This window comes from Vibrio sp. V38_P2S17PM301, assembly GCF_009904845.1.
Taxonomy (GTDB): Bacteria; Pseudomonadota; Gammaproteobacteria; order Enterobacterales; family Vibrionaceae; genus Vibrio; species Vibrio proteolyticus.
The window spans coordinates 1-24,920 of the sequence record NZ_WXWO01000015.1; the positions used below are offsets into that span (position 1 = coordinate 1).

Consider the following 24,920-nt stretch of genomic DNA (forward strand, 5'->3'; position numbering starts at 1 on the left):
ATTTATTGAATTTAGTGTGTTTTACTTGGGTTTGTAATGTGGTTGGTTGCTTTTTATAAACTTGATTGAGAGCTTTTGTGATCTTGGTCAATGTATTGGATGATATATGTCTTGATGTTTCTAGGACTTTTTTGTCTTTGTTGTTTATGCGTTTTTATTAATTATTTTTTTTCAGTGCCTTGTATTGTTGTGATTAACAGTTGGCTGCTTTTGTTGAAAAGTAAATATAAAGAATGTCGTCTCTCTATGACCTATACATATTATTGCTTAACGTATGAACGGTTAATCTCCGGTTTTGGTTTTCAGTTTGTATCAAGCAGTCTTATTAGTTGGCTTTAATCCGACTGTTGAATAAACAAGAAGTTAAATTTCACAACAAAGGATGGATATTATGAACGTACTTAAAAAAACGGGTACGCCTCAGGGTGAAACACAAGATGAGTCTTTGGCTTCAACGGAATACTACCAAGTACTTCAACAGCAAACCGCAGCTGCTGTTCAAGGCGTGATCAGTGATGAGGTCTATGCACTGCAGTTCCCGCCGCAAGGGGGGTTTTTGTATGAATGGCAAAACCTCAATAACATATTTAACCGTGGGACGTACGATCTTATCACTGGCAATGTTAAGCCAGGCAACATTGAGGGAGCGGCGGAGTTAGATGTTGAAGGTAGCTTCCTTGTTGACTACGTGCAGGTCTTGTCTGGTATCGAATATTCTCTGAACAACGCAGACACGGCGAACATGAACGAAGTGCAGAATAACGCACAGGCGCAGCAAGCGACGATCGTTCAGGACTATCAGAACACCTATGGCACGATCACCGAAGCGCAACTGAACGAGGCTAAAGAGGTTGTCGGTTCCTGGGGTGTGGCTACCAAATATGACTACATTATCTCTTATGTGATGGGGTCTCAGTGGAGTGGGCGTACTGCCGCTAGCAAACCGCCTCTAACCTACAGTGAAATGTCATCAGCACGCGATCTGAAATTATTGCTGCCAGCACGTCCGGCGTCTTCAGATCGAGTGATAAATGATGTGTCGTTGTATTTGAATATGACTCAGAGCGTTAATACTTTGCAAACGCAAATGCAAAACGGCTCCTGGACAGTAGCACAGGCACTGAACAACACCCGTTATCCTTCTGAGCAAAATGGTGGTATGAAAACCTTTAACCCGGTGGATGGTTCTGTTGATACTAAGTACCGCACAGGATGGAAGATCAACAAAGCGATTGCTGACATCAAAAATGATCTGAACAACGAGAGTCGTGTGATTGAGTTTAAGATGACTACGTCTGAGGCTTCGGGATCGCGCATGGATGTCAGTATCAATGGGCAGGCTGGGATCAGTGTCGGCTCATGGCTTAAATTCTCGTTGGGTACCAGTTTCTCTTATGATATGTCGACGTTTGAAGGTACCAGTCGTGATGCAGAAATTACCGTGCAGTATAAAGGCTACTCAATTGTTCCAATCAGTGTTCTGGCGTGGCAGCAGGACATCGACGAAGGCTGGTACAATGGGGAAATTATCCGACAGGCGGTAGAAAACGAAGGGAAAGACGTCAGCGGCTTTAAGTTCTCTTCGCAAACGTCACTACCGTTTAACTTTGATTCGTTGAGTGAGGGCGGTGATTTTGGTTGGTTGAACAATGTCATTATCAGTAATTACCCGACCATCACCATCAAGTACAAAAATGCGGATTTTAATAGCTTTAAGCAAGCATGGAGTACTCACACATCTGGGAACCTGAAACTGTTTGGTTTTATTTCTCTGGGGTCATTTGATGCGGGGGCTTCTGGCAGCAGCTATGAGCAGGGGGCAACCAACAATGAGTTTACACTGACGTTCAGTCCGTCTCAGGAAATTTTGACCGTACCTGAGTTCCAGCACCAAGGCTTCGTTATCGCAGGAGCGGTAACTAACCCTGGTTCGAAATAGTCGCAGTGTCTTGACTATCGAACTGCCACTTAGACGTTAAGGCTGGAGGAGATATTCTCCAGCCTGTTTTCCGTTTTTGTTAATAGTAAGTACACGACAGATATTGAGCAAAGGTATCGTTTAATACCTCCAGATTGGTGGGTGAGAACAAGGATAAATCCAATGTTTACTCGCGGTTTAACCCTTTGGTGTATTTTAGGATGGCTGATTACGTTCAGCGCCTATACGCAAGTGCCGTGTGAGGTTGAATCTGCGGGGTACGACCATGCTTGCATGCAAGGCGTGCAGCCAATCAAGCGTGAAGTGGGAACGAACACGGCACTGAGGAGCGACACGGATTACGAGGCTCTGGGTGGATACTATCAATATGTAACCCAAGAGTTTCGCAAAGTGTTGCCTCCGAGTCTGGATGATAATGTGGCGGTGGTACTGGATCCTGAATATGCTCGTTTCCCATATTGGTATGTGAACGAAAACCTGATTTTTAATCAATACACTTATGAATATGTTAGCTCGCGAGTGTTGCCTGGGCCTGTTTTGGGTACGGTAGAGTTATCAGAGGGTAATGGCTTTACCAATGCCTACATTCAAGTCCTGTCCGGAACGACCTACCATTTAAGTATCTGGCAACAAACGCTCTTGTCTCAACAGCAGAAATCACTGGAACAACTCAGCAATAACATTGTGCAAACATATGAGCAAATCTACGGTGTGATCACTGACGCTCAGATCGAAAGTGCCAACACAGCGCTCACCGAGTTTCAGGTTGGGATATCCACCAAGTTGGATTTTGTGTTCACCTATGTCATTGGCTACCTTTGGAGTGCACGCGATCAACAGAACCTGGCACCTCTCAGTTTTACCCAATTGGTTAACTTGCCAAACCTAATCAGGTATCTGCCTGAGATGCCCGCAGACGGAGCGATACTACTGCCTACAATAACGCTGTATTTTCATCTGTATTCCCGGGTTAAAGCGGTAAACGATACGTTGCAAGTCAACACTAATGCGCTAGACCAAACACTGGACAATGCGCAGCACCCTACACATGCCAACGGTGGGATTGAAGTGTTCGATCCGGTGAACGGAAAAGTCTCGCCAAACCTGTTGCCAGGGTATGCGATAGGTTTGTCATTGGCAGAAATTCAAAACGCACTCAGTGATAAAAGCCGGGTGATCAGTCTGAGCTTTACTGTCAGTTCGGACTCAAAACGTCAACAGACGATAGAAGCGGGGGCTTATCCGATGCAGGGCAAGGTTATGTTCTCGAACGACCAAGGTCAGGCAGTTAACCTGGGGGAGATTGCATCGGACGGAAAAGTCACGATTGATGTCGTCTACCAGGGGTATATTTACGTGCCGATATTCAGAGCAGATTTCAGTTCCAGTTCGGCAAGTGGCTGGTTTTATAGCAACCCTATCTGGCAAGCCAGCCAAAACTGTGGACGAGCGGTTACAGGCTATCATTTCGTTGTCCCACCGCCTTTTAATTTCAGTGAACTTGCTCAAGGGGGCGACTTCGGTACGTTAAGCGGGGTATTGATTGCAAACTCGCCGCAAGTGACGATATCGATCCAGCCTTCCTCGACAGCGCAAGGAGAGATCAAGTCGATGGCTGACAGTTTGGGAATGGGGAGTATACGGATTGAAGGTGTACCTTTAGTCGGACGCCTCAATCAGCGTTTTCACCACGTCAGTGTGACGTTGCCCAAAGAGAAGTCATCGGGTGAGCCGGTATATTTTGTCGTCACCGATTCACAAGATGACGATGACGAGAAGTCAAAACCGGTCACGGTGCCAGCGGAGATGCAGATGGCGGACGTATTACTGGCCTCCATACTGTACCCGGGGAGTCAAGAAGATACAGTATCCGCAAAATGCGAGAATGAAAAAGGAACGAGCCTGGCGCAAGGTTATTCACTCTGAAGCTGCAGATAGTGGACGCACAAATCTTGAAACGCTTTCGCTTGTGGTGAGATTGTGCGGTCATTCAAAGTGAAAATGCCAATCTGCCTTTTTAAGGGCGGATCGATAAGCGGGATCCATACGAGGCGAGTTTCGTTAGTCGGAAACGCCAGTTTCGGCAGTGTGGTGATGCCTATCCCTAATTCCAGAACAGAGAATAATGAGGTGATATTTTCGACGGAGTAGAGCGCTTGCGCACTCAAGGCTCGAGCCGGTGTTGGATCAAGTAAAGTGCATGTTCCATTTCTAATAAAAGGTTGTTTTAACAGAGTCTGCCACTCAATACCTTCTGGATGATTGGCGATAGGGTTGTCTTTTAAACACACAACGCCAATCGGATCGGACAGCAGCGGTGTAAACTCGATAGTCCTGTCATCCAGATGAGATGGATTACCGAGTGCTAAGTCGACCTCTCCGGACAACAGACGGGCTTCAACCCCTGATGCGTTGTCGTCAATCAAGCTCACTTCAACATTTGGAAACTGTTCACAGAACGCGCCTAAAACACTAGGAATAAGCTTGGCAGCTACGGAAGGTACGCTAGCGATACGGACCCGGCCTTGCTGACCAGCGGCTGCGGCCTTCAAGTCGTTATCCAGTGCATTGTAGATGTTCAGAAACTGAATGATCTTAGGCAAACAGATTTCACCGAAGGGTGTCAGCTTGGATTTATTGCCCGGCTCAAATAGAGTTTGCCCGAGGAGTTTTTCCAGTTCTTTGATGGATGTTGATAACGCCGCCTGGGAACGGTTTGCTCGATGGGATGCGGCGCGAAAGCCTCCTTCTTCGACCACCATCACAAAATGCTTTAATTGTTGAAGTTTGATACTCACGATAAAAACCTTAGTAATCCCTTTATTTATCTTGTTGTTAATAGTGGTGATAGATTTTCCTTATCAAATGTAAGAAATTTACCGTTCGATTTATCACGTGTCAATGTGCAGTATTTAACCATCTTGAAACATAGTTTTTACAAAGGTTGAAAGGCACGTAATGACTTCTACCCACAAATACTCAGTTAAGACAACGCTGTTTGCGTCTAAAGCGCCATTGGAATGGGCCATTGTTAACAATGGCACCTTATATACTGCCCAAATCCCAATTAATGAGTCAGGTGCTGTCGTGGAAGGCGGTATCGAAGCCCAAACTCGTCAAACCTTCAATAATTTGGTTCACACACTGGAATGTGCAGGGGAATCGCTCGACTCTGTCCTGCAAGTACTGATTTATGTGACCGATCGTGAGTATCTGAAAACCGTTAACCATATCTACGCCGAATACTTTGAAGCACCTTACCCAAATCGTGCTGCCATGGTCGTAGCGGGGTTGGCACGCGAAGAAATGCTGGTGGAGTTTGTGGTGTACGCCTCAGCAAGCCAACCAGAGTAGAGAACAATAATCAGAGCCTCATGTTTAGGCTTTACCAGTGAGATTAGTGGGTTGGTGGAAAGCCACCGAACGTCAGGAAGAATAAGGACAGAGCAATGACTTTTATCAATAATGTTCAAGCAGACAGATCTCTTTACATTGCAGGTGAATGGCAAGCTGGTATCAATGCCATTGCCAATATTAACCCTTCAGACATCAGTGAAAACTTAGGTGACTTTGCTCAGGCGAGTGAAGGACAAGTTGAACACGCCATTCAAGCAGCGAAAGTCGCGCAACCAGAGTGGGAAAAAACGCCGATTGAACGCAAACAAGCGGTTCTGCAGGCGATTGGGAATGAGCTGATAGCACGTTGTGATGAGCTTGGTACGCTGCTTTCGCGTGAAGAAGGTAAACCTTTTGCTGAAGGCCGCGGTGAGATCTATCGCGCGGGTCAGTTCTTCCAGTATTTTGCGGCGGAAGTGCTGCGTCAAATTGGTGATAACGCAGCTTCTGTCCGTCCAGGCGTCTCCGTTGAGGTGACTCGTGAAGCCGTTGGCGTTATCGCCATTATCTCTCCCTGGAACTTCCCAACCGCGACTGCTGCTTGGAAAATCGCGCCAGCGCTTGCTTTTGGCAATAGCGTAGTATGGAAGCCCGCCAATCTGACTCCGGCAAGTGCGGTTGCGCTGACGGAGATCATCCATCGTCAAGGCTTGCCTGCAGGCACATTCAACCTTGTCTTGGGCAGCGGTTCGCAAGTGGGCAACACGCTTATCAACTCGAAAGATATACATGGAGTGAGCTTTACCGGTTCTGTCGATACCGGACGTAAAGTCGCTGCCGCGACTGCACCGAATTTTGTACGTTGTCAGTTAGAAATGGGCAGTAAGAACGCGCTGGTGGTTGCCGATGATGCAGACATCCGGATCGCTGTCGAAGCGACCATTGCAGGCTCTTTTTCTGGTGCTGGTCAGAAGTGTACTGCGTCTTCGCGTTTGATCGTTATGGACGGCATTCACGATGCTTACGTTGAAGCGCTGATCAAACGTATGAGCGAACTAAAAGTCGGTCATGCGCTAGAAGAAGGCATTTTTATGGGGCCAGTGGTTGATGATAACCAACTGAATGCCAACTTCGAATGGATTGAGAAAGCTCGGCAAAGTGGCGCTGAGTTGGCATTTGGTGGAGAGCGTCTGCATCTGCAACACGAAGGCTTCTACATGTCACCGACGCTTTTCCTTAATACACAAAACCACTGGGAAGTGAACCAAGAAGAAGTGTTTGCACCAATGGCGAGTGTGATTCGAGTGCCTGATTTGGAGGAGGCGATTGCCGTGGCGAACGATACTCGCTTTGGTTTGACGGGCGGCATTATTACTCAAAGTCTCCGCAACAGTGCCATCTTCAAGCAACAAATACAGACAGGTTGTGTCATGGTCAATCTGCCCACTGCGGGCACGGATTATCACGTGCCGTTTGGTGGTCGCAAAGAATCAAGCTTTGGTCCACGTGAACAAGGTCAGTATGCGAAAGAGTTCTACACCGTGGTGAAAACCGCTTATCAACGTCCTTACTAAGTAATTGAAATAGGGTAGTTGAGTATTCGTCTACCCACCTTAAAGGCTCATCAATGTTTAAGGAGTGGTTATGTACCAACAACGGATTGTGATTGACGGATTGCAGTACTGCAATTGGGATCGAGAATACTTTCAAACGCTGAAGGCAAGCGGCATTACAGCTGTGCATGCCACGATTGTCTATCACGAAAATGCACGAGACACCCTCACTCGCTTTGCTGAATGGAATCTGCGCTTCGAGCAAAACGCAGACTTGATTATGCCAATTCACTCGATGGCGGATGTAGAGAAAGCAAAAGCAGAAGGCAAAGTCGGTGTCTTCTTTGGTGCGCAGAACTGTTCTCCCATTGACGATGAAATTGGCTTAATTGAGGTCATGCGCCGTCAGGGCTTGCTGATTATGCAATTGACGTACAACAACCAAAGTTTGTTGGCGACAGGGTGTTACGAGCAGAACGACTCTGGCGTAACACGATTTGGAAAGCAAGTCATCGAAGAGATGAATCGTGTTGGTATGATCATCGATATGTCACACAGCGCAGAGCGATCAACGTTGGAAGCAATTGACTTTTCGTCTCGTCCAATTTGCATCAGTCACGCTAACCCAACTTTTGCTCATGATGCACTGCGCAACAAATCCAACACTGTCATTAAGGCTCTGACCGAGCGCGGTGGATTGATCGGCTTTAGCTTGTACCCATTCCATTTGCCGAATGGTAGCCAATGTACGCTAGAAGATTTCTGCCAGATGGTTGCAAAGACCGCAGACCTGTTTGGGGTAGAACACCTAGGTATTGGTAGTGATCTTTGTTTAAACCAACCACAACAAGTGCTTGAGTGGATGCGTAATGGCCGTTGGTCAAAAGCAATGGACTACGGCGAAGGGGACGCAAGCAATGCGGGTTGGCCTGATGCGCTGCCTTGGTTTAGCGGTAGCAAAGGAATGGAAAATATTTACAACGGCTTAAAGTGCCATGGATTCAGTGAATCCGAGGCAGGAAAAATCCTGGGTGAAAACTGGTTTAACTTTTTGAACGAAGGGCTAGACGCTAACTAGGTTGTGTAACCCAAGTAAACATGGAGTAGCCCGCTCAAAAAATAATAACAAGGCGGGTGTTAACGTCACTTTTTGCAGCCGTTATGGCCGCTGCAATTAACCTCTGGAGTCAGAGTATGTCTGATTTAACCAATAGCATGAAAGCTTCTGCGATGAGTGTGTCATCGCAGAAGCACCCAGCGCAACATTGCGACACATCAGGAACAGTAAATTCACCAGATAAGTTAGGGTTGAGCAATCCTGCGCTATGGTACAGCGGCGGCTTTATTGCTCTGTTTGTTGCCATCGCACTCTATGATGGTGAACTGCTTTCAACCCTCGTTAATACGGGTTTTGCATGGTCGGTGAAAGTCTTCGGTCCGTATTGGCAAATACTGCTTCTTCTCACTTTTCTTATTGGTCTTGGCTTGGCTGCAGGGCGAACAGGCAAGGTGATTTTAGGTGGAATAACGAAGCCTGAAATGGATGGTTTCCGTTGGATGGCCATCATCTTCTGTACGCTTTTAGCAGGCGGTGGCGTATTTTGGGCGGCGGCAGAGCCTATCGCGCATTACGTGAGTCCACCACCTTTGTATGGTCCGCAAGACAATCCTCAGCAAGCTGCTATTAACGCGTTGTCACAGTCGTTTATGCATTGGGGGTTCCTGGCATGGGCAATCGTTGGCAGCTTAACCTCTATCGTGGTGATGCACTTGCACTACGATAAAGGTTTGCCGCTAAAACCTCGTATTTTGCTTTATCCAGTATTGGGTGAGAGAGCGCTAAAAGGTCAAACGGGGGCATTGATTGATGCGTGCTGCATCATTGCGGTAGCAGCGGGGACAATTGGCCCAATTGGATTCTTAGGCTTGCAAGTTAGTTACGCGTTAAATGCGTTATTTGATGTTCCCGACGGTTTTACCACACAACTGATCATCATTCTGTTTGCGATTGTGCTGTATACCGTATCGGCTTTGAGTGGTCTAAATCGTGGTATGCAAATGCTGAGTCGGTACAACGTGATCTTAGCAATGGCATTGATGGTCTACATTCTGCTGTTTGGTCCAACAGACTTTATCTTCAATGGTTACATTCAAGGTGTTGGTACCATGCTAGATAACTTCATTCCAATGGCGACTTATCGTGGTGATGAAGGGTGGCTAAGCTGGTGGACGGTATTCTTCTGGGGCTGGTTTCTGGGATATGGACCGATGATGGCGATCTTTATTGCTCGTATCTCACGTGGCCGCAGCATTCGCCAAATCATTTCGACCATCAGTATTGTTGCGCCACTGACCACTTGCTTCTGGTTCACAATCGTTGGTGGGTCGGGCTTGGCGTTTGAAATTGCGAGCCCAGGTAGTGTAAGTACGGCATTTGAAGGGTTTAACTTACCAGGGGCGTTGCTCGCCGTTACTCAACAGCTACCAGTGCCGATGCTGGTGTCAATCTTGTTCTTGATTTTGACTACCATCTTCATCGTAACTACGGGTGACTCGATGACGTACACCATCAGTGTGGTGATCAGTGGTGAGACGGAGCCAAATGCCATTATTCGTACCTTCTGGGGGGTGGCAATGGGCATCACGGCACTGATTCTTATCTCGCTCGGCTCTGGTGGCGTTTCAGCCTTGCAGTCCTTCATCGTGATAACAGCGGTTCCAGTGTCGTTAATCTTGTTGCCATCACTTTGGAATGCTCCGCAGATCGCCATCAAGATGGCTAAAGAGCAAGGGCTATAAATTCTTAAAAATCACATTCAATAACGTGGAGCTTGTGCGGGTGTCTCCTCTTGTACCAGTACAAGTCTAGATTCTTACAATAAAAAATAGGTGGTGAGCAAAATGGATGCACATCGTTCTACTTACACTGAAGTAAAACTTCGCGATGCCGATATTGTGATGGCACCAGACAGGCTAGGCGCTATGCACCAGAACCGAATCAGCTTTGTCCGAAGCTTGATTCGAAAAATGGCGAGTCAAGAGTGGCAAGTGAGCAAACATGAGTGGCAACTGTGCCCACGTGGATTTGGTCATGTGATCTACAAATTGGTGACTCCAGCACACGTTTACCATTTGGTGGTGTTTTGTGACGAAATTGCCGATGAAGAGCGTAATGACCGAGTCATTGCCGAAAAATGGGACGTGACTTTTGCCCTCGTGAAGGGTGAAGTCAATGTAGAGCTTCTAGAGCAACTCAGAGACAATGTACCATTGCAAGAGGCCGGACGTAACCCGAACAACGTGTTGGTTCTCGCACGTGCGAATAAGAGTGTTCGTGTATTTGAACACATTGTTCGCGCGTTATCAAAAGGAGAACAACCAGAACCTAAAGAGCTCGCAGACGTCGGCTACATCCTACGAACCACCGCGGTTTATGGTAATGGCAAGTTTGGTATTGCCGACTTCAAATTGCTGGAGAACAACCCAGACTTTAGTCAGTCTTTCAGTGCGCAAATGTGTGCGGTTTACATGCTCAGAGAGTTCAGCCTTGACTGGGTGCATTACCTGGCTTATCAACAGGGCGGAGGCAACGCCATTACGCTTCATAAAGGCTTGCAGCGCTATCTTGGTGTGGGCAACGCGACAGGTTTAGGCATGGCGCCATATTTGATCAACCACCCATGTGTTGTCGATCAATGGATGACATCACGAGAGCGTGCCATTGCGAACGTACTGGTACAGCCATGTGACGCCGTAGCGTTAGAGATACCTCTGCAAACGTTACTTTCAAAAGCACAGCGCCACCTAGAACAAGTGGTTACGATCAACACACATCAAGATAAACTTAACCATCAGGCGAAAGAGGACATCAAAACGTTACAAGTCAATTTGAATGCGTTGATGGTCGCGCATTCAAATTGGGCGAGTTTAATTGAGCAAACCTCCACAATAAGTTTGGAGGCCCAAGAAATCCTAATATCATGTTTGATTGAACTCTACCCAGCTTTGGTTGATGAATTTGAAAACCAGATGAACACTGACGAGTCACTTTCGATCCCCGGGGGAAAAAGTGTTCAGGATGTTCTGCAAGTGCTAGAACACCGATATCGCTGGTCGATTGACGCCGATTACTCGCTACCGGAGAACAACTATTGGTTTTGGTACCGATCGCAAGATAAAGAAGAGCCAAGACTCGGTGTTCGTGGAGAAGAGATTGGAGAAGAGCGAGAACTGCCACTCGATATTGGTCGACAAGTAAACCGTCTTTACCGCACGCTACAAAAATGCCAATCAGAAACGTCATTAGCGGAGTTCTTGCTGACAAAGCCTCAATACCGTGCGATTACGCGTCGGGTGTGGACGCTTGGCAATCGTGCCATGGGTGATATCCAAATGAACGTACTTCGTAAAGATGCGTTACCAATGCATTTGCTTCGCTGTAAGTTGGCCATTTTCGGCGCGACAAAGTTTGACCCGCGCTCAGACCGCTGGGTCCGTGTGACCTTTTTCCAAGGCGCCCCGTTACTCGATGAAATTCACGACCCGAATCACACCGATACATGGATTTTCCCAATCATGCCAGAACGAGGGGATATCGAGCGAAGCAACAATCAAAGAATCGATGGAGGTGTTGCATTATGATTGTCTCTCACAATGAGCTGGTTGCTGCGGTAAACAGAGCGTTCCTTGGTATGCGCCGCCACTGTGGCGAAGCGGATTTAATCGCCAACATGGTAGCGGATCTGCAGATGGTGGGATTAGGTGGTGTCAGGCATTTTAATAATGCCAGTACGTTTCTCAATCTGGATTCAGACTGCGCTGTCTCTATCAACAAGCACACAGAGTCGAGCATTGATGTTTCGCTAAACAACAGCAGCGTAGCGTGCCATCTGCCTGTGGTATTAGATTTTGCACTGGAGAAAATGATCAACAACAAATCCGCAACAATTATACTTCGCCAATGCCACAACCGCTGGCTGGCTTACAGCGAACTGGTAAAACTCTCCTCGAAGGGGATTGCATGCCGCGCTCAATGGGTGAATGGATCCAGCCCAAAGCGAACCTTGTATGTATTGAACCGAGGACACGTTGCTCCAGAAGTGTTTTTCTCCGAACAGGTGAATGAGGATCATGGCGCTGATTCTCACAGCATGATCATAGAGCTGTCGGTGTATGATTTCGACATCGAGGTAAGCTCACAGGGATACTCCACTCATATCGAAGGGGAAGAGCTCAATCTCGCGCAAGCCGAGTCTTGGGAAAAAGGCATATTTGTCGACGATGCCGAATGGGAAGTATTGAAACAAACGGCGACGGTTTTTCTGGTTGAAAACAGCGAACGCTCAATTCAAGGCGCTGGGGAACAACAGACGTATAACCTGATGGCTAATTGAGCCACGAAGATGGTACCGTGACACAAAGTGGGCGAATAGCAGGTTTGTGGTCATAAGCTGCTTGGAAGAGAAACGCCAGCGAGTGCCGGCGTTATCGAAAGATCCTTACTGCTCTGAACGGCGTGATGGGCCTTTTCTTCGGCGAGGTGGACGAGAGGGCATATCTGCTTACTCGCTGTTCTTATTCGTCGATTGGCGCTTGCTTTTAGGCACGTAGTTAAGGATTGAGATTGGCACTTCTTTGCGCGGTTTAAACCCTTCAATCTCGCGTCGCTCGATCAAATGACCCAGACGACTTTCGATCATGCACAGGTTTTTGAAGTTGTCTTTTGATACAAAAGACACCGCTTCCCCTTGCGCGTTTGCGCGCCCGGTACGACCGATACGGTGAACGTATTCATCAGCAGGGTAAGGTAGATCGTAGTTGACAACTCGCGGCAGATCTTCAATGTCGATACCACGTGCGGCAACACCAGTCGCGACGAGAAACTTCACCTTGCCTTGTTTAAAATCGGCCAACACTTGTTCGCGAATGGCCTGGCTACGGCCACTGTGGAAAGCCTCAGCTTCAATGCCTCGTTTCTCAAGTTGAGACACCAGTTTCGCAGCACCGTGTTTGGTCTCGATAAAAATCAGCGTCTGCTGCCAGTTAAAGTGTGTGATCATATGCGCCAATAAGCTGGACTTCATGTCTTTATCCACCGTAACCAGCCATTGCTCAATATTCGATTTGGAGGCGCTGTGCTTCGCGATCGTAATTTCTTCCGGGTGGGTAATGGCGGATTTCGCCAGATCGCGTACAGGGTTTGACAAAGTCGCTGAAAACAGCAGATTTTGCACATCTTCAGGCAGGCGAGCGATAATTTTATTGATGTCTTCGATGAAGCCCATGTCTAACATGCGGTCGGCTTCGTCCAGCACCAGCACTTCAACTTCATCAAAGTGGACCGCTCGTTGACCGTACAGATCGATCAATCGGCCTGGTGTTGACACCAGAATGTCCACACCGTCGATCAGGCGTTGCTTTTGCACCTTATCATCAACGCCACCGAACATCGCCATCGACGTGAGGTTAAGGTACTTCGCATACTGTTTGATGTTGTTATCAACTTGGATCGCGAGTTCCCGTGTTGGTGCCAGAATCAGTGCCCGAATGCGTTTTTTACGTTGGGTTTCAGCTTCGCTGAGTCGATCCAGAATAGGCAAAACAAAACTGGCGGTTTTACCGGTACCGGTTTGAGCGGCGGCGATCAGGTTTTTACCGGATAAGACAATCGGAATGGCTTTCTGTTGGATTGCCGTCGGCTGTTCGTAACCAAGGTCAGTGACCGCGTTTACCAGTGTTTGTTTAAGGCCAAGTTTTGAAAATGACATGGGAATCCCGGATTTGACGAGTAACGATCAGGATCAGTTGGATAAAAGTACTGAACCCGGTTAAGGGCGCGTATTCTAACACGCTGACTCTTTATGCCAATTGAAACTTCAGCAGGAATGTCATGCCGCCTGCCGGATTGAGTGCTGCGGAAATCTCACCGCCTAAATCACGCATGTTGTTGGCCGAAATGGACAAGCCAAGTCCGAGGCCTTCGCCCATCTTTTTGGTGGTGCTAAATGGTTCAAATATCGTCTCCAACTGTGAGGGCTCAACCCCACAACCGTTGTCTGTGATCTGTACTTCAAGTGTGGTATTGGTCTCGCTGACTGAAACCGTCAGCTGAGGAGAAGGGGACACAGCCATGGCATCAATGGCATTCGATATCAAATTTCCCACTACCTGACGCAGGCGTTGCTCTTCCCCCAGCACATCAGGAACCTCGGCCGGTACGCGGATTCGTACATCAATGTTTTCGAGTCTCTGCTGATAGATGCGCAGCACTTCTTGAAGCGCCTCGCTAAAGGAGATAGCTGACAGCCGTTCTGGCTTGTTGTAAGCGAACGTTTTGAGTTGTCGGGTCATGTTTGCCATCCGATCAATCAGCTTATCCATCAGACGGTTATTGGCTTCGATCATTTTTTTATCGCCGCGTTCCATCAACAGTGTGTTGGTGGTCATCAAGGTTCTTAATCCTGTAAGCGGCTGGTTCAGTTCGTGAGTGACGGCACTGGACATGCGCCCAAGCGCGGCCATTTTACTCGCCTCGATCAGCTGCGACTGCGCCTGTTTCAGAGCCTCAGTCCGTTCTTCCACCCGCAAGGAAAGCAGGTCATTGGCTTCTCGCAGTGCTTGTTCCGCCTTTTTCCGCTTGCTGATGTCCGAGACCGTGGCGAGGTAATGTTGTTGGCCGTGAAGTGGAAAACTGGTGAGGGAAAATAAAACAGGGAACAAGGTTCCGTCACTTGTTCGGGCGAGCGTTTCAACACCACTGATCTCCGCCAGCTCGCGGTGTTTATTCAAATCACGCAGTAAATTCAGCGTGGTGGAGCTGTCATTACCCGTATCGAATAACTCCCATGAATTCAGGGCGCGGATCATGTTGTCTGACAAGACAAACAGGCGCTTGGCCATCGGGTTGATGTCAATGATCTGGCCTTCGCCGTTAAGCAATAACAGACCAACTTGGGTCTTGTTGATCATCTGATTTAATCTTTGTTCTGATTCGGTGATCAGTTCCTGAATTCGTTGTTGGCTGATTTCTTTTTGCCGGCGTTGGAAGCGGATCACACCAAGCAGGAAAAACACCAGCATAGCGGTAGACACAATCCAGCCCACCGCCGCCGAAAGTTGATTAATGGGAGCGGTGGGAGAGAGGTAACTCAGTTGCCATTTGAGATCATCAAGACGTACGGTTTGTGCAAAGTAGGCCTTACCATCCAATACCCAGCGGGTCACTTTGCTACCCTGATACAAGCGATCTTGTTGAATTTCGACCTGATTTAGTGGTTCATTGAGCCAGTCTGCGGTGTAGGTATTGCTGCTGGACAAGAAAAAGCGATTGAGATGGTTTTGCAGCAAGATGATGTCCTGGCTGGTTAACCACTGTTCGGTCAGCAGCCGCAAATCGAGTTGAACCACGACAATGCCTGCGATGGTCAGGTTGTCAAAAACCGGTGCTGCCAGATAGTAAAACGGGCTGGCTCCCCGGGTTTTGCTCACCAAAGACGTGCCTTCCCCCTGAGTTTGGATTTGTTCGACAATTGCACGGCGATCGGACAAGCTAATGTGCTCGCCGTCTAGGCTTGCCGAAAGAATGTTTCCCTGATCGGACAATATGTACCAGCCTTTAGTGTTGGCGGCTTTATCCAGTTGAATCAATTCTTGTTTGAGATCACTGGCATTGGCTCCCGTCCCACTAACCAGTGCGAGGGTATCGGCATTGTTGGTCACCAGATAAGGCAGGTGATAGAAGCGTCGCAGAGCACGGCGTATGTCACCGATGTAATTGAGCAGATTCTGCTGTGAATCGTATTGTGCCTGTTGTGTCAGCCATTGACGCGCAATCTCTTTACTGCCCCAGTGAGCCAGCCAGACAAAGATGGCGGCGACGAGAATCCACATCCATTTGCGTTGCATTATCGTTTTCCACCCCAATCAAGATTCGTACCCAGATTGCTTACTTTGTTATTGATATTAAACCTTACTAAGTAAGAAGTGGGATCCAGCTCCTTTTCTAAAAGCGAGCTTTTGCCTACCGTACAGCAATAAATCGCATCGTAATAAGTGGTAGCAGTAGATGGAAGCAGGATTCGAGGGACGGATTGCCCTCATTGAAGACGATGAGATCGTCAGGCAGGCCACTGGTCAGTGGTTAAAACTGGCTGGTTTTGAGGTTGAAGAGTTTGCCAATGGTGCTGAGGCGCTTAATTCGATCCCAGTGCAAGCGTTTGATGCCGTTATCAGTGATGTACGCTTGCCGGATATTGATGGTATTGAACTCCTCAAACGATTCCAGCACAACGTACCGGATGTGCCGGTCATATTGATCACCGGTCACGGTGATATAGACATGGCAGTCAAAGCGCTTCACCTCGGGGCATTTGATTTTATTGAGAAACCTTTTCAACCTGATCGGCTTTCAGAAGCCACACTTCGAGCGGTGGAACACTTTCGTCATCAGGGATCGGGTCAGCAACGCGAAGAATATCTGGCCAGTATCTCAGGGTTGGAAAAAGTGCTGGTTGGCCAGAGTGATGTCATGCGCAGGCTGCGAGAGCAGGTCGCCCGCGTAGCAAAGATTGACACCAATGTGATCATTTATGGGGAAACCGGATGCGGTAAGGAACTGGTCGCCAACAGTTTGCATCAGGAAAGTGTCAGACGTGCTTACCGTTTTGTTCCGATTAATTGTGGAGCAATCCCAGAAACCCTGTTCGAAAGTGAGCTGTTTGGCCACGAAGCGGGCGCTTTTACCGGGGCCGCTAAGCGCCGTATCGGTAAACTGGAGTATGCAGACAAAGGTACGCTGTTTTTTGACGAAATTGAAAGTATGCCTGCGGCGATGCAGGTAAAAGTATTGCGCAGCCTGCAAGAAAATATCGTTGAGCGGGTCGGAGGCAATCAGCAAATTCCGGTGGATCTCAGAGTCGTGGCTGCGGCCAAAGAGGATCTGCTTGACCACCCTGAATTTCGTCAGGATCTTTTCTACCGCCTGAACGTGGCGCAGATCCACATTCCGCCATTGCGTGAGCGTGGCGATGATGTCTTAATTTTATTCGAGCACTTTTCCCGACAGGCCAACCCGACGAGCCGCGCCGCGAGTGATGCGGATATCCGTGGCCTGCTCGCGTATTCTTGGCCTGGTAACGTGCGTGAATTACGCAACGTTGCGATTCGTTATGCACTCGACAACACCGTTTCGGTGGTTGAATTACTGGCCAGTCGCCCGAGTACCATTATTGAACCGACAGTGTCCGGTGTTCCTTTAGCGATACAACTGCATAACTTTGAGCGAAAAGTGATCCACGAGGCTTTGGTTCGTTACCATGGAAAAATCAACGAAGTAATGCAAGAACTTGATTTACCGAGAAGAACACTGAATCAGAAAATGCAGAAGTTGGGCCTCAACCGCTCAGATTACACCTGATCCCCCATCGGCAAGATTTTGCTTAGCCCTAAAGTTACAAAAAAATAACATTGATCACACCTTGGTCATATTTGTGATGAATAACCCGGATATATCCGAATCCAGATGAGCAAGATTTTGCTCATCTGGATCAACCATAATGAGCATAAACTTGCTCATTTTATGAGAGGTTTTGTTTTATTTCTCATAAAAACAAAGAGTTAAAAACTGGCATCACTATTGCTCTTACTTCATGAGAGTTAACAACCCTTTAACGTGAAACGCACTACACGGAGAGTAATAATGAAAATCAATAAACTCATGAAGACAATGGCGGTCGCACTGGCTTCATTTGGCCTGGTTGCGCAGGCATCGGCTGCTGATGATCGCAGTTACATTCTGGCTACGGCATCCACTGGTGGTACCTATTATCCGGTTGGTGTTGCATTAGCGACATTGAGCAAGGTCAAGCTGAGCCCACAACATCATTTTTCCCTTTCTGCTATCAGCTCAGCCGGTTCAGGTGAAAACGTCAAACTACTGAATGAAAATGAAGCGCAATTCGCGATTCTTCAGGGGTTGTATGGCGCATGGGCCTGGTCGGGCGAGGGGCCGTATAAAGGCGTTAAACAAGAGAAACTGCGTTCAGTCTCAATGCTGTGGCAAAACGTTGAGCACTTTATTGTACGTTCTGAACTGGCTAAGACCGGTTCGGTGACGGATCTGTCTAATCTGGCCGATAAAAAGTTTTCTATCGGAAAGAAAAATTCAGGGACAGAAAATTCAGGACGACAGATCATGAAAGGCCTGAATGTGGATCCGGATTCATTCAATCTGGCTTATATGGGATATGGCGGCAGTGCCAGTGCGTTACAAAACGGGACTATTGATGGCATGAACACACCAGCCGGTGTGCCTGTTGGCGCTGTCACGCAGGCGTTTGCTGCATTGGGGAATGACATTAAGATTCTGGAATTCAGTGATGAGCAGATCAAACAAGCCAACGGCAATTACGAGCTCTGGACCAAATACGTCATTCCAGCCAATACCTACCCAGGCTTGGACAAACCGATCACGACCATCGCCCAGCCGAACTTCCTTGCTGTTCGCGACGACATTTCAGAAGAAGATGTGTATCAGCTAACCAAAGCGATTTATGAAAACCTGCCGTTCTTGCAAGGTATTCACAAGGCAACAAAAGCCATGGCGCTTGAGAAAGCCATCGCAGGCCTGCCGGTGCCACTGCACCCAGGCGCAGCGCGTTACTACAAAGAAGTGGGTATCAGCATTCCATCTAATCTACTGGCGAAATAAGCCCAGACGGCTTCTTTCGGGGAGCCTTTCTTTCCACTCTTATCAACACGGGATGCCGTTGTCGGCTCCCGTGGTTACTGCCTGGCTGCCGGGCGTCTGGAGTTTCTCATGAGCGATTCAATTGAAAAGGAATTGCAGAAGTTTGAATTGCCTACGCGAACCGATTTTCCGTGGGTAACCACAGCTGTTACCGTACTGGGGGTGATCCTGTCGGTCATCCACATTTGGTTCAACACTTTGTCTACCTGGTCAGAACTTTGGATATCAGCGACGCATTTTGCTGGCTTTGCCGCCATTTGTGCGTTGTGGTATCCGGCCCACGCCTCGCTGAAGAAAAACAAAATCGCGTTGGCGTTTGATGTGTTGATTGCACTGGCGGCGTTTGCCTGCTTACTTTACATTCCCTATGCCGAAGATGCCTTGTATGAGCGTGGAGTTAAGTTCGTTACCAGCGACTGGTTTTTTGCCATTCTGGCGATTGTGATTGTTATCGAACTTATCCGCCGCACAATGGGCTGGTTTATCCCTGTGCTGATCGTAATTTGTCTGAGTTATGTGGTGTTATGGGGGAAGTGGGCGACAGGCATTTTTCACTTTCCCGGTCTCAGTATGGAGACGTTACTCTATCGCAGCTTTTACTCGTCTGAAGGCATGTTTGGTTCTATCTCCCGCATCAGTTGGAGTTACGTGTTCATGTTCATCCTGTTCGGTGCGTTTCTGGTGCGTTCTGGTGTGGGGGATTACATTATTAACGTCGCGCGGGCGGCGGCGGGTAAAATCATCGGTGGCCCAGGTTTTATTGCGGTGATCGGCTCTGGATTGATGGGCTCTGTGTCCGGGTCGAGTGTGGCGAACACGGTGTCGACGGGGGTCATCAGTATTCCGTTGATGCAAAAAGCAGGCTTCCCGGCTCGTTTTGCTGCCGGTGTTGAAGCCGCAGCGTCAACGGGCGGACAACTGATGCCACCTGTGATGGGGGCCGGGGCGTTTATAATGGCATCTTACACTCAGATCCCGTATGTCGATATCATTGCGGTGTCGTTTGTGCCTGCACTGATCTATTTTCTGTCGGTAGCCTTTTTTGTTCGTATTGAAGCAAAGCGCAGTGGGGTACAGAAGATCACCACCAGTTCAGAGTCATTGCTGAAAGTGTTGGTGTCCGGCTGGCACAACCTGATTCCATTGGTCGTTTTGGTGACTTTGTTGGTGAAAGGATTTACGCCGACCTATGCGGCCGGGCTGTCGATTATTTCTGTCGTGGTTTCGAGCTGGTTTTCAAAAGAGCACAAAATGGGGCCTCAAGCGATTGTTGAAGCCTTAGCTCAGGGCGCAAAGAACATGGCGACAACAGCAGTGTTGCTGGTTGGGATCGGTTTGGTGATCAACGTCATTAGTACCACAGGGATCGGCAATACGTTCTCCTTGATGATTGATGGCTGGTCCAACGGTGATCTGCTGACCATGTTAGTACTGATCGCATTGGCGTCGTTAGTCTTGGGGATGGGCTTACCGGTAACCGCTGCGTATATCGTGCTGGGAACCTTGTCGGCGCCGGCACTGTACAAGTTGTTAGCGGAAAATCAGTTGCTGGAACTGATGATGTCTGGACAGTTACCTGAGCAGGCGAAAGCAATTTTCATGTTGGCGGCACCAGACAAACTGGAATTGCTGAATGCGCCAATGGCACTGAGTACAGCGCAAGAAATGGTGGCACTCGTGCCAGCGGACTTCATGGAAACTTTGTTAGAGCAGAGTTTAGGGATTGAAGCGGTGGGTCTGGCACTGTTGGGGGCCCATTTAATTATTTTCTGGTTGTCACAGGACAGCAACGTCACTCCACCAGTCTGTCTGACCGCCTTTGCAGCTGCCACTATCGCAAAAACGCCACCAATGCGCACAGGGATGATGGCGTGGAAAATCGCCAAAGGGTTATACTTGGTCCCGCTCTTGATTGCATATACTGGTCTCGTGAGTTGGGACGTAGCCGAAGTACTGACCGTCGGTGCATTTGCTATTGTTGGTACTTACGCCATGATTGGTGCGATTGAGGGATATCTGGAAGGGCCGCTCAACGTATTGTTGCGAGTGGTCCTGTTGGCAACAGGGGTTGCGTTGGTTTGGCACAATGTACCTATCTGGGCCCGTCTTATCGCATGTGTGGTATTTGTGGCTGTGTTTGTCTACAGCAATAAGTGCTATAAAGCGAGTGCGTCAAACGTGTCTATGTCTCAAGGAGCGTAACATAACAATGTATGACTACATTATCGTTGGTGGTGGCATCGTCGGAGTATCAACGGCATGGCAACTCAAGCAGCAACATCCGGACAGTTCGATTCTGTTGCTGGAGAAGGAATCCGGCTATGCACAGCATCAGACCGGCCATAACAGCGGTGTGATTCATGCCGGAGTGTATTACGCTCCGGGCAGTCTGAAAGCGGATTTTTGTAAACGTGGTGTCGAGCGCACAACCGAGTTTTGTGCCAATCACAATATACCCGTGGAAAACTGCGGGAAGCTGCTGGTGGCCACCACGCCTGCCGAGCAGGATCGGATGATGGCTTTGTACGAGCGCTGCCATGAGAATGGTATTGACGTGGAACTGCTCGACCAAGCGCAGTTAAAACTGGCAGAGCCCAATATCACAGGGCTCGGGGCCATTTATGTGAAAACGACGAGTATAGTGGATTATCGTTTAGTCACAGAGCACATGGCGGAAGAGTTTAAAGCTTTGGGTGGGCAGGTGAGTCTGCGTACCCGGGTTACTGCACTAGCAGAAAATGACGAAGAAGTGCAGGTCACTTGTGAGTCAGATGGTCAGACAATGCAGCTTAACACCCGTTTTCTGATCACCTGCAGCGGTTTGATGGCGGACCGGCTCACCAAAATGCTGGATATCGAGACCGATTTTCAGATCGTGCCTTATCGTGGTGAATATTACCGCCTGGGTCAGAAGCACAATCAAGTCGTCAATCATCTCATTTATCCGATTCCGGATCCGGAGCTACCGTTTCTCGGTGTCCATCTGACCAGAATGATCGATGGTTCCGTCACTGTTGGCCCTAATGCCGTTCAAGGCTGGAAACGAGAAGGTTATGGTAAGGTGAATGTCAGCTTGCGTGACAGCCTCGAAATGCTGACTTTCCCGGGATTCTGGAAAGTCAGCATGAAACACCTCAGCTCGGGGCTCGCTGAGCTAAAAAACTCATGGTGGAAGCGCGGTTATCTGAAAATGGTGAATAAATACTGCCCATCGATTCAGGTGTCGGATCTTAAACCTTATCCCGCTGGTATCCGGGCTCAGGCAGTGCTGAGTGACGGGACCTTAGTGCATGACTTTCTGTTTGCCGAGAGTACGCGCAGTCTCCACGTTTGCAACGCACCATCACCTGCGGCTACGTCTGCTCTGCCGATAGGAGAGTACATTTGTCAGCGTATTAACGACAAAGTCGCCGCGCTTTAACGGATTATCGTCTCTAGGGATGTTCGGTGGAGCATCCCACTTTTGTTAATCTTCGAGTATCGACTCTAGAAAATTGTTAATGGTGTGTTAAGTTTAAACCGTCAGTTTTGGTTACGGTTTCGAATATGCACAACCTTATTACCCATCCCGAGTGGCTGTTACTCGCACTTGCTCCTGTTTTTTTCGTTTTCATGCTTGCGGAATATGTGCTGGGGCAGAGAAAAGGCCGTTTGCCCGCTTCAGCGGCGTATCGTTGGCCGGAACTGTTATGTAACCTTGTCCTGGCTGGCCTGCATCAGGGAGCGGATTTATTAGCAGGGCTGCTGATCGCGCATCTTTATCTTTGGGTGTCTGGCTGGCGTCTTTTCGATATTGACATGACGCTCTGGAGCTTTCTTCTGCTGATGGTTTTGCAGGACTTATGCTACTACTGGTTTCACCGCGCGAGCCACCGTATTCGTTGGATGTGGGCAGCTCACGTTGTGCACCACAGTTCTGAGCGTATGAACTTCAGTACGGCATTTCGTCAGAGTCTGATGTACCCACTCGCTGGTATGTGGGTATTTTGGATGCCGTTGGTGGTGCTGGGCTATCCGCCGGAGTGGGTGGTGTTTGTCGTCCTGCTCAATCTTGGGCTGCAATTCTTTGTTCATACGCAATGGATTCGTTCACTCGGTCCGCTGGAATGGGTACTGAACACGCCATCACATCATCGCGTACATCATGGCCGAAACCCACAGTACATTGACAAAAATTACGCAGGCATTCTGATCATCTGGGATCGCCTGTTTGGAACGTTTGTCCCCGAGCGTGAGCCTGTTGTTTATGGGATTACCAAGCCAGTACACAGTGTAAATCCACTGGTGGTTACGTTCAGTGAATGGCGTGATATGTTCAGAGATCTGACCTTGCCGGGACAAACTGTAAAACAAAAGCTCGCGATAATCTGTCGCCCGCCAAGCGATAAACCGAGTACGTCAGAGCGAGATCACAGCCCTGACGAGGCGTGAGTGTATTTTACCAGCCGGATCGCATCGTGACGGCGGTGAACATCCAGCTTCTTGTACAGTTTATAGACGTGCGTTTTTACCGTACTTTCCGCTAAAAACAGCTGATTTGCGATTTCCTGGTTGGTCTTGCCATGGGAGAGTAAATCGAGAATTTGGCGCTCACGGTTGGTGAGTTGGTCGTATCTGAAGTTATTGAATACTCCCGGGTCTCGATAGAAATGGACCATTTGTTCCAGACAACGTCGGGGTAGCCACAAACCGCCGTTCATGATGTAAGTGACGCTCTCTGTGAGGTGCTCGACCGACGCGCTCTGATAAAGCATTCCTCTTAAGGATCGCCAGCGGATAAACAGCTCGTTCAACTCACCCTCTGGGATATTGTGAACCAGTATATGGACGCCCAACAGATCAAAATCTGGCAGGCTGTCGCTGTCCGTCAACTCGACAAGATAGTGATAATCCAGCAGCACCAGGTCAATCATGAAGCTGCTACTCAGGCGGTTCAACTGCTCTGCGCTGCATGTTTGGATATTTAACTGTGTTATCGAAGCCAACTGTTGTTCAATGAGGCTGCTTTGCAGACTCTTTTCCGTCAAGATGACGAGTGTTCTAATAGTCATTTTTTATACCCGGAGCTCAGTAATCTTTAGGTTGAAAACTGCTTGTTCCGACAATATGCACATACACATACTGCTCCAGATCAAGTATATGCGACGGGCACAATATCGCAGTATGAACCCCAAAAATCTAACCCCCAGATGAGATTAGGAATTTCCAGTAGTTCTTAGTGATTAGGCGTGAATTGAGCTAAACTCAACGTTAGTCCTAAGTGGCTTAGGGAAATGCCTGAAAACTCGCACTCATTGTGTTATTGATTGAATATTGAGCCAAGACGAATTGACCGCCGAAGTGGTAATTGAGCGGTGCAAAGTGCCAATTCTGTCATACTAACTTTCCGCTACCTTTCATACTTCACTACAAATTTGCACAATTTTCCTTTCTATCTCATTGATTTTTGGTCTCTTGATTTTGTTTCTATCACCTTGTTGCACAGAAATTGGCGTCAGTGATGAGTATGTCTTATTTGTAAGACTTTCAAACCTAACAGCGTACCTATAATCAGCTTGCCTGAGGGCAAAAGGATGTAGTTCATAGTTGATACAAACATGGAGATAAGATCATGCAACTAAAACAATCTGCAATCGCACTGTTGGTTACTTCGCTGTTTATTTCTGGTGGCGCGCTGGCTTACGGTGGCGGTCAAGGAAGTGACGGTGGCGACATTGACGATAGCTACAATCAGGAAAACGGCAGCAACAATCATTTCCACAGCAACAATGGTGATGATAACAACACCATCAGCACCAATGATGGTAATGACGGCAATACCTGGACTTCTCTGTCCAATGAACAAACGTTCATGAATGAGCAGTCCTGGTCGAACAAACAGTCACTTGAAATCAGCGTGGATATGGACACCGTCGTTGCTCAGAATGATCTGAGTGGTGAAGTGTCCGACACGTCAGTCAGTTACGGTGCAACCAGCTCACCAGCTCAAAGCCGTGGTCGTGGACACGGACACGACAACAGTGAAGAGTGCTGTGGTGGTCTGACTGTGAATCACAGTAACTCACTGGGTGGTTTCAACAGTGCGGCAGGTATCAGCACCGTGGCACAAAATGCAGGTAACAATTCGTTGATCCAGCAAGCTGTGTCTACCAACGCATCTGTGTTTACCGACTAATCTAGCAGCATAGCAGGAGTAAGCGATGCGTATTGCACTACTCGCCTTGAGTGCGATGGCTGCGCTATCCGCTAGTGCCGATGATATTGTGATGGCCGATATGGAACTGTCCGAAGCAGTCATGGACAGTTCCAGAGGCGGCCAATATTACATCGACATCGAGAATGTAAC

The 24,920-nt window shown here is 48.3% G+C and carries 17 protein-coding genes and 1 pseudogene; 14 read left to right on the forward strand and 4 right to left on the reverse strand.

Annotation, left to right across the window (positions count from 1 at the left end; genetic code table 11):
* The first annotated feature begins 391 nt into the window (after positions 1-391).
* Both CAG64_RS03265 and CAG64_RS03270 read left to right on the forward strand, forming a co-directional pair.
* Entirely contained in the window at positions 392-1,939 is a 1,548-nt protein-coding gene (locus CAG64_RS03265) for a hypothetical protein (protein WP_161448189.1), read from the forward strand.
* A 162-nt stretch (positions 1,940-2,101) separates the two neighbouring features.
* The gene (locus CAG64_RS03270; protein ID WP_161448191.1) at positions 2,102-3,865 is read left to right on the forward strand and encodes a hypothetical protein; all 1,764 of its coding nucleotides are present in this window, start codon (positions 2,102-2,104) and stop codon (positions 3,863-3,865) included.
* Here the strand turns inward: CAG64_RS03270 and CAG64_RS03275 are convergent.
* Positions 3,853-4,737: a LysR family transcriptional regulator gene (locus tag CAG64_RS03275; protein WP_040902549.1), complete on the reverse strand. Its 885-nt coding sequence runs from the start codon at positions 4,735-4,737 to the stop codon at positions 3,853-3,855. The two genes, CAG64_RS03270 and CAG64_RS03275, sit on opposite strands and share 13 nt — an antisense overlap.
* Before the next feature lie 160 nt (positions 4,738-4,897).
* On the opposite strand from CAG64_RS03275, the gene CAG64_RS03280 reads away from it, so the two are divergent.
* The 6 genes and pseudogenes from CAG64_RS03280 to CAG64_RS03305 all read left to right on the forward strand — a co-directional run bounded on the left by CAG64_RS03280 (position 4,898) and on the right by CAG64_RS03305 (position 12,221).
* Positions 4,898-5,293 carry a RidA family protein gene (locus CAG64_RS03280; protein ID WP_161448193.1) on the forward strand — a complete coding sequence of 132 codons (396 nt, stop codon included), beginning with the start codon at positions 4,898-4,900 and terminating at the stop codon, positions 5,291-5,293.
* 95 nt (positions 5,294-5,388) lie between these two features.
* Positions 5,389-6,849 (forward strand): aldehyde dehydrogenase family protein, encoded by a 1,461-nt coding sequence (locus CAG64_RS03285; RefSeq protein ID WP_161448195.1) that lies wholly within the window; start codon positions 5,389-5,391, stop codon positions 6,847-6,849.
* 70 nt (positions 6,850-6,919) lie between these two features.
* Positions 6,920-7,906 carry a membrane dipeptidase gene (locus CAG64_RS03290; RefSeq protein WP_161448197.1) on the forward strand — a complete coding sequence of 329 codons (987 nt, stop codon included), beginning with the start codon at positions 6,920-6,922 and terminating at the stop codon, positions 7,904-7,906.
* Between the two features lie 215 nt (positions 7,907-8,121).
* Positions 8,122-9,627: pseudogene (locus tag CAG64_RS03295) on the forward strand (BCCT family transporter); the annotation flags it as partial.
* Between the two features lie 102 nt (positions 9,628-9,729).
* Entirely contained in the window at positions 9,730-11,469 is a 1,740-nt protein-coding gene (locus CAG64_RS03300; RefSeq protein WP_161448201.1) for a hypothetical protein, read from the forward strand.
* Complete coding sequence (locus CAG64_RS03305; protein WP_161448203.1) at positions 11,466-12,221, forward strand: DUF3726 domain-containing protein; 756 nt, start codon at positions 11,466-11,468, stop codon at positions 12,219-12,221. The genes CAG64_RS03300 and CAG64_RS03305 overlap by 4 nt, the downstream gene beginning before the upstream one ends.
* Positions 12,222-12,389: 168 nt before the next feature.
* On the opposite strand, the gene CAG64_RS03310 is transcribed toward CAG64_RS03305, so the two are convergent.
* The gene (locus tag CAG64_RS03310) at positions 12,390-13,595 is read right to left on the reverse strand and encodes a DEAD/DEAH box helicase (RefSeq protein ID WP_021705189.1); all 1,206 of its coding nucleotides are present in this window, start codon (positions 13,593-13,595) and stop codon (positions 12,390-12,392) included.
* A 91-nt stretch (positions 13,596-13,686) separates the two neighbouring features.
* The gene (locus CAG64_RS03315; RefSeq protein WP_161448205.1) at positions 13,687-15,732 is read right to left on the reverse strand and encodes an ATP-binding protein; all 2,046 of its coding nucleotides are present in this window, start codon (positions 15,730-15,732) and stop codon (positions 13,687-13,689) included.
* Positions 15,733-15,892: 160 nt separating this feature from the next.
* Here CAG64_RS03315 and CAG64_RS03320 point away from each other — a divergent pair, with 160 nt between their 5' ends.
* The 5 genes from CAG64_RS03320 (at position 15,893) to CAG64_RS03340 (ending at position 23,005) form a co-directional block, all read left to right on the forward strand.
* Entirely contained in the window at positions 15,893-17,242 is a 1,350-nt protein-coding gene (locus CAG64_RS03320; protein WP_161448206.1) for a sigma-54-dependent transcriptional regulator, read from the forward strand.
* A gap of 282 nt (positions 17,243-17,524) precedes the next feature.
* Entirely contained in the window at positions 17,525-18,535 is a 1,011-nt protein-coding gene (locus tag CAG64_RS03325; protein ID WP_161457361.1) for a TAXI family TRAP transporter solute-binding subunit, read from the forward strand.
* 108 nt (positions 18,536-18,643) lie between these two features.
* Positions 18,644-20,776 carry a TRAP transporter permease gene (locus CAG64_RS03330; protein ID WP_161457362.1) on the forward strand — a complete coding sequence of 711 codons (2,133 nt, stop codon included), beginning with the start codon at positions 18,644-18,646 and terminating at the stop codon, positions 20,774-20,776.
* Between the two features lie 7 nt (positions 20,777-20,783).
* On the forward strand, positions 20,784-21,995 hold the full coding sequence (lhgO, locus tag CAG64_RS03335; RefSeq protein WP_161457363.1) for an L-2-hydroxyglutarate oxidase: 1,212 nt from the start codon (positions 20,784-20,786) through the stop codon (positions 21,993-21,995).
* 125 nt (positions 21,996-22,120) lie between these two features.
* Entirely contained in the window at positions 22,121-23,005 is an 885-nt protein-coding gene (locus CAG64_RS03340; RefSeq protein ID WP_161457364.1) for a sterol desaturase family protein, read from the forward strand.
* On the opposite strand, the gene CAG64_RS03345 is transcribed toward CAG64_RS03340, so the two are convergent.
* Positions 22,984-23,625, reverse strand: a complete 642-nt coding sequence (locus CAG64_RS03345; protein WP_161457365.1) for a helix-turn-helix transcriptional regulator — start codon at positions 23,623-23,625, stop codon at positions 22,984-22,986. The two genes, CAG64_RS03340 and CAG64_RS03345, sit on opposite strands and share 22 nt — an antisense overlap.
* A 560-nt stretch (positions 23,626-24,185) precedes the next feature.
* On the opposite strand from CAG64_RS03345, the gene CAG64_RS03350 reads away from it, so the two are divergent.
* On the forward strand, positions 24,186-24,749 hold the full coding sequence (locus CAG64_RS03350) for a hypothetical protein (protein WP_161457366.1): 564 nt from the start codon (positions 24,186-24,188) through the stop codon (positions 24,747-24,749).
* Positions 24,750-24,920 lie beyond the last annotated feature (171 nt).

Bases quoted from the DNA above. Each gene is read 5' to 3' on its own strand.
- CAG64_RS03270 (WP_161448191.1), top strand. From the start codon at position 2,102: ATGTTTACTCGCGGTTTAACCCTTTGGTGTATTTTAGGATGGCTGATT.
- CAG64_RS03320 (WP_161448206.1), top strand. From the start codon at position 15,893: ATGGAAGCAGGATTCGAGGGACGGATTGCCCTCATTGAAGACGATGAG.
- CAG64_RS03310 (WP_021705189.1), bottom strand. From the start codon at position 13,595: ATGTCATTTTCAAAACTTGGCCTTAAACAAACACTGGTAAACGCGGTC.
- CAG64_RS03290 (WP_161448197.1), top strand. From the start codon at position 6,920: ATGTACCAACAACGGATTGTGATTGACGGATTGCAGTACTGCAATTGG.
- CAG64_RS03265 (WP_161448189.1), top strand. From the start codon at position 392: ATGAACGTACTTAAAAAAACGGGTACGCCTCAGGGTGAAACACAAGAT.
- CAG64_RS03345 (WP_161457365.1), bottom strand. From the start codon at position 23,625: ATGACTATTAGAACACTCGTCATCTTGACGGAAAAGAGTCTGCAAAGC.
- lhgO (WP_161457363.1), top strand. From the start codon at position 20,784: ATGTATGACTACATTATCGTTGGTGGTGGCATCGTCGGAGTATCAACG.
- CAG64_RS03340 (WP_161457364.1), top strand. From the start codon at position 22,121: ATGCACAACCTTATTACCCATCCCGAGTGGCTGTTACTCGCACTTGCT.
- CAG64_RS03325 (WP_161457361.1), top strand. From the start codon at position 17,525: ATGAAAATCAATAAACTCATGAAGACAATGGCGGTCGCACTGGCTTCA.
- CAG64_RS03350 (WP_161457366.1), top strand. From the start codon at position 24,186: ATGCAACTAAAACAATCTGCAATCGCACTGTTGGTTACTTCGCTGTTT.
- CAG64_RS03315 (WP_161448205.1), bottom strand. From the start codon at position 15,732: ATGCAACGCAAATGGATGTGGATTCTCGTCGCCGCCATCTTTGTCTGG.
- CAG64_RS03285 (WP_161448195.1), top strand. From the start codon at position 5,389: ATGACTTTTATCAATAATGTTCAAGCAGACAGATCTCTTTACATTGCA.
- CAG64_RS03330 (WP_161457362.1), top strand. From the start codon at position 18,644: ATGAGCGATTCAATTGAAAAGGAATTGCAGAAGTTTGAATTGCCTACG.
- CAG64_RS03300 (WP_161448201.1), top strand. From the start codon at position 9,730: ATGGATGCACATCGTTCTACTTACACTGAAGTAAAACTTCGCGATGCC.
- CAG64_RS03305 (WP_161448203.1), top strand. From the start codon at position 11,466: ATGATTGTCTCTCACAATGAGCTGGTTGCTGCGGTAAACAGAGCGTTC.
- CAG64_RS03280 (WP_161448193.1), top strand. From the start codon at position 4,898: ATGACTTCTACCCACAAATACTCAGTTAAGACAACGCTGTTTGCGTCT.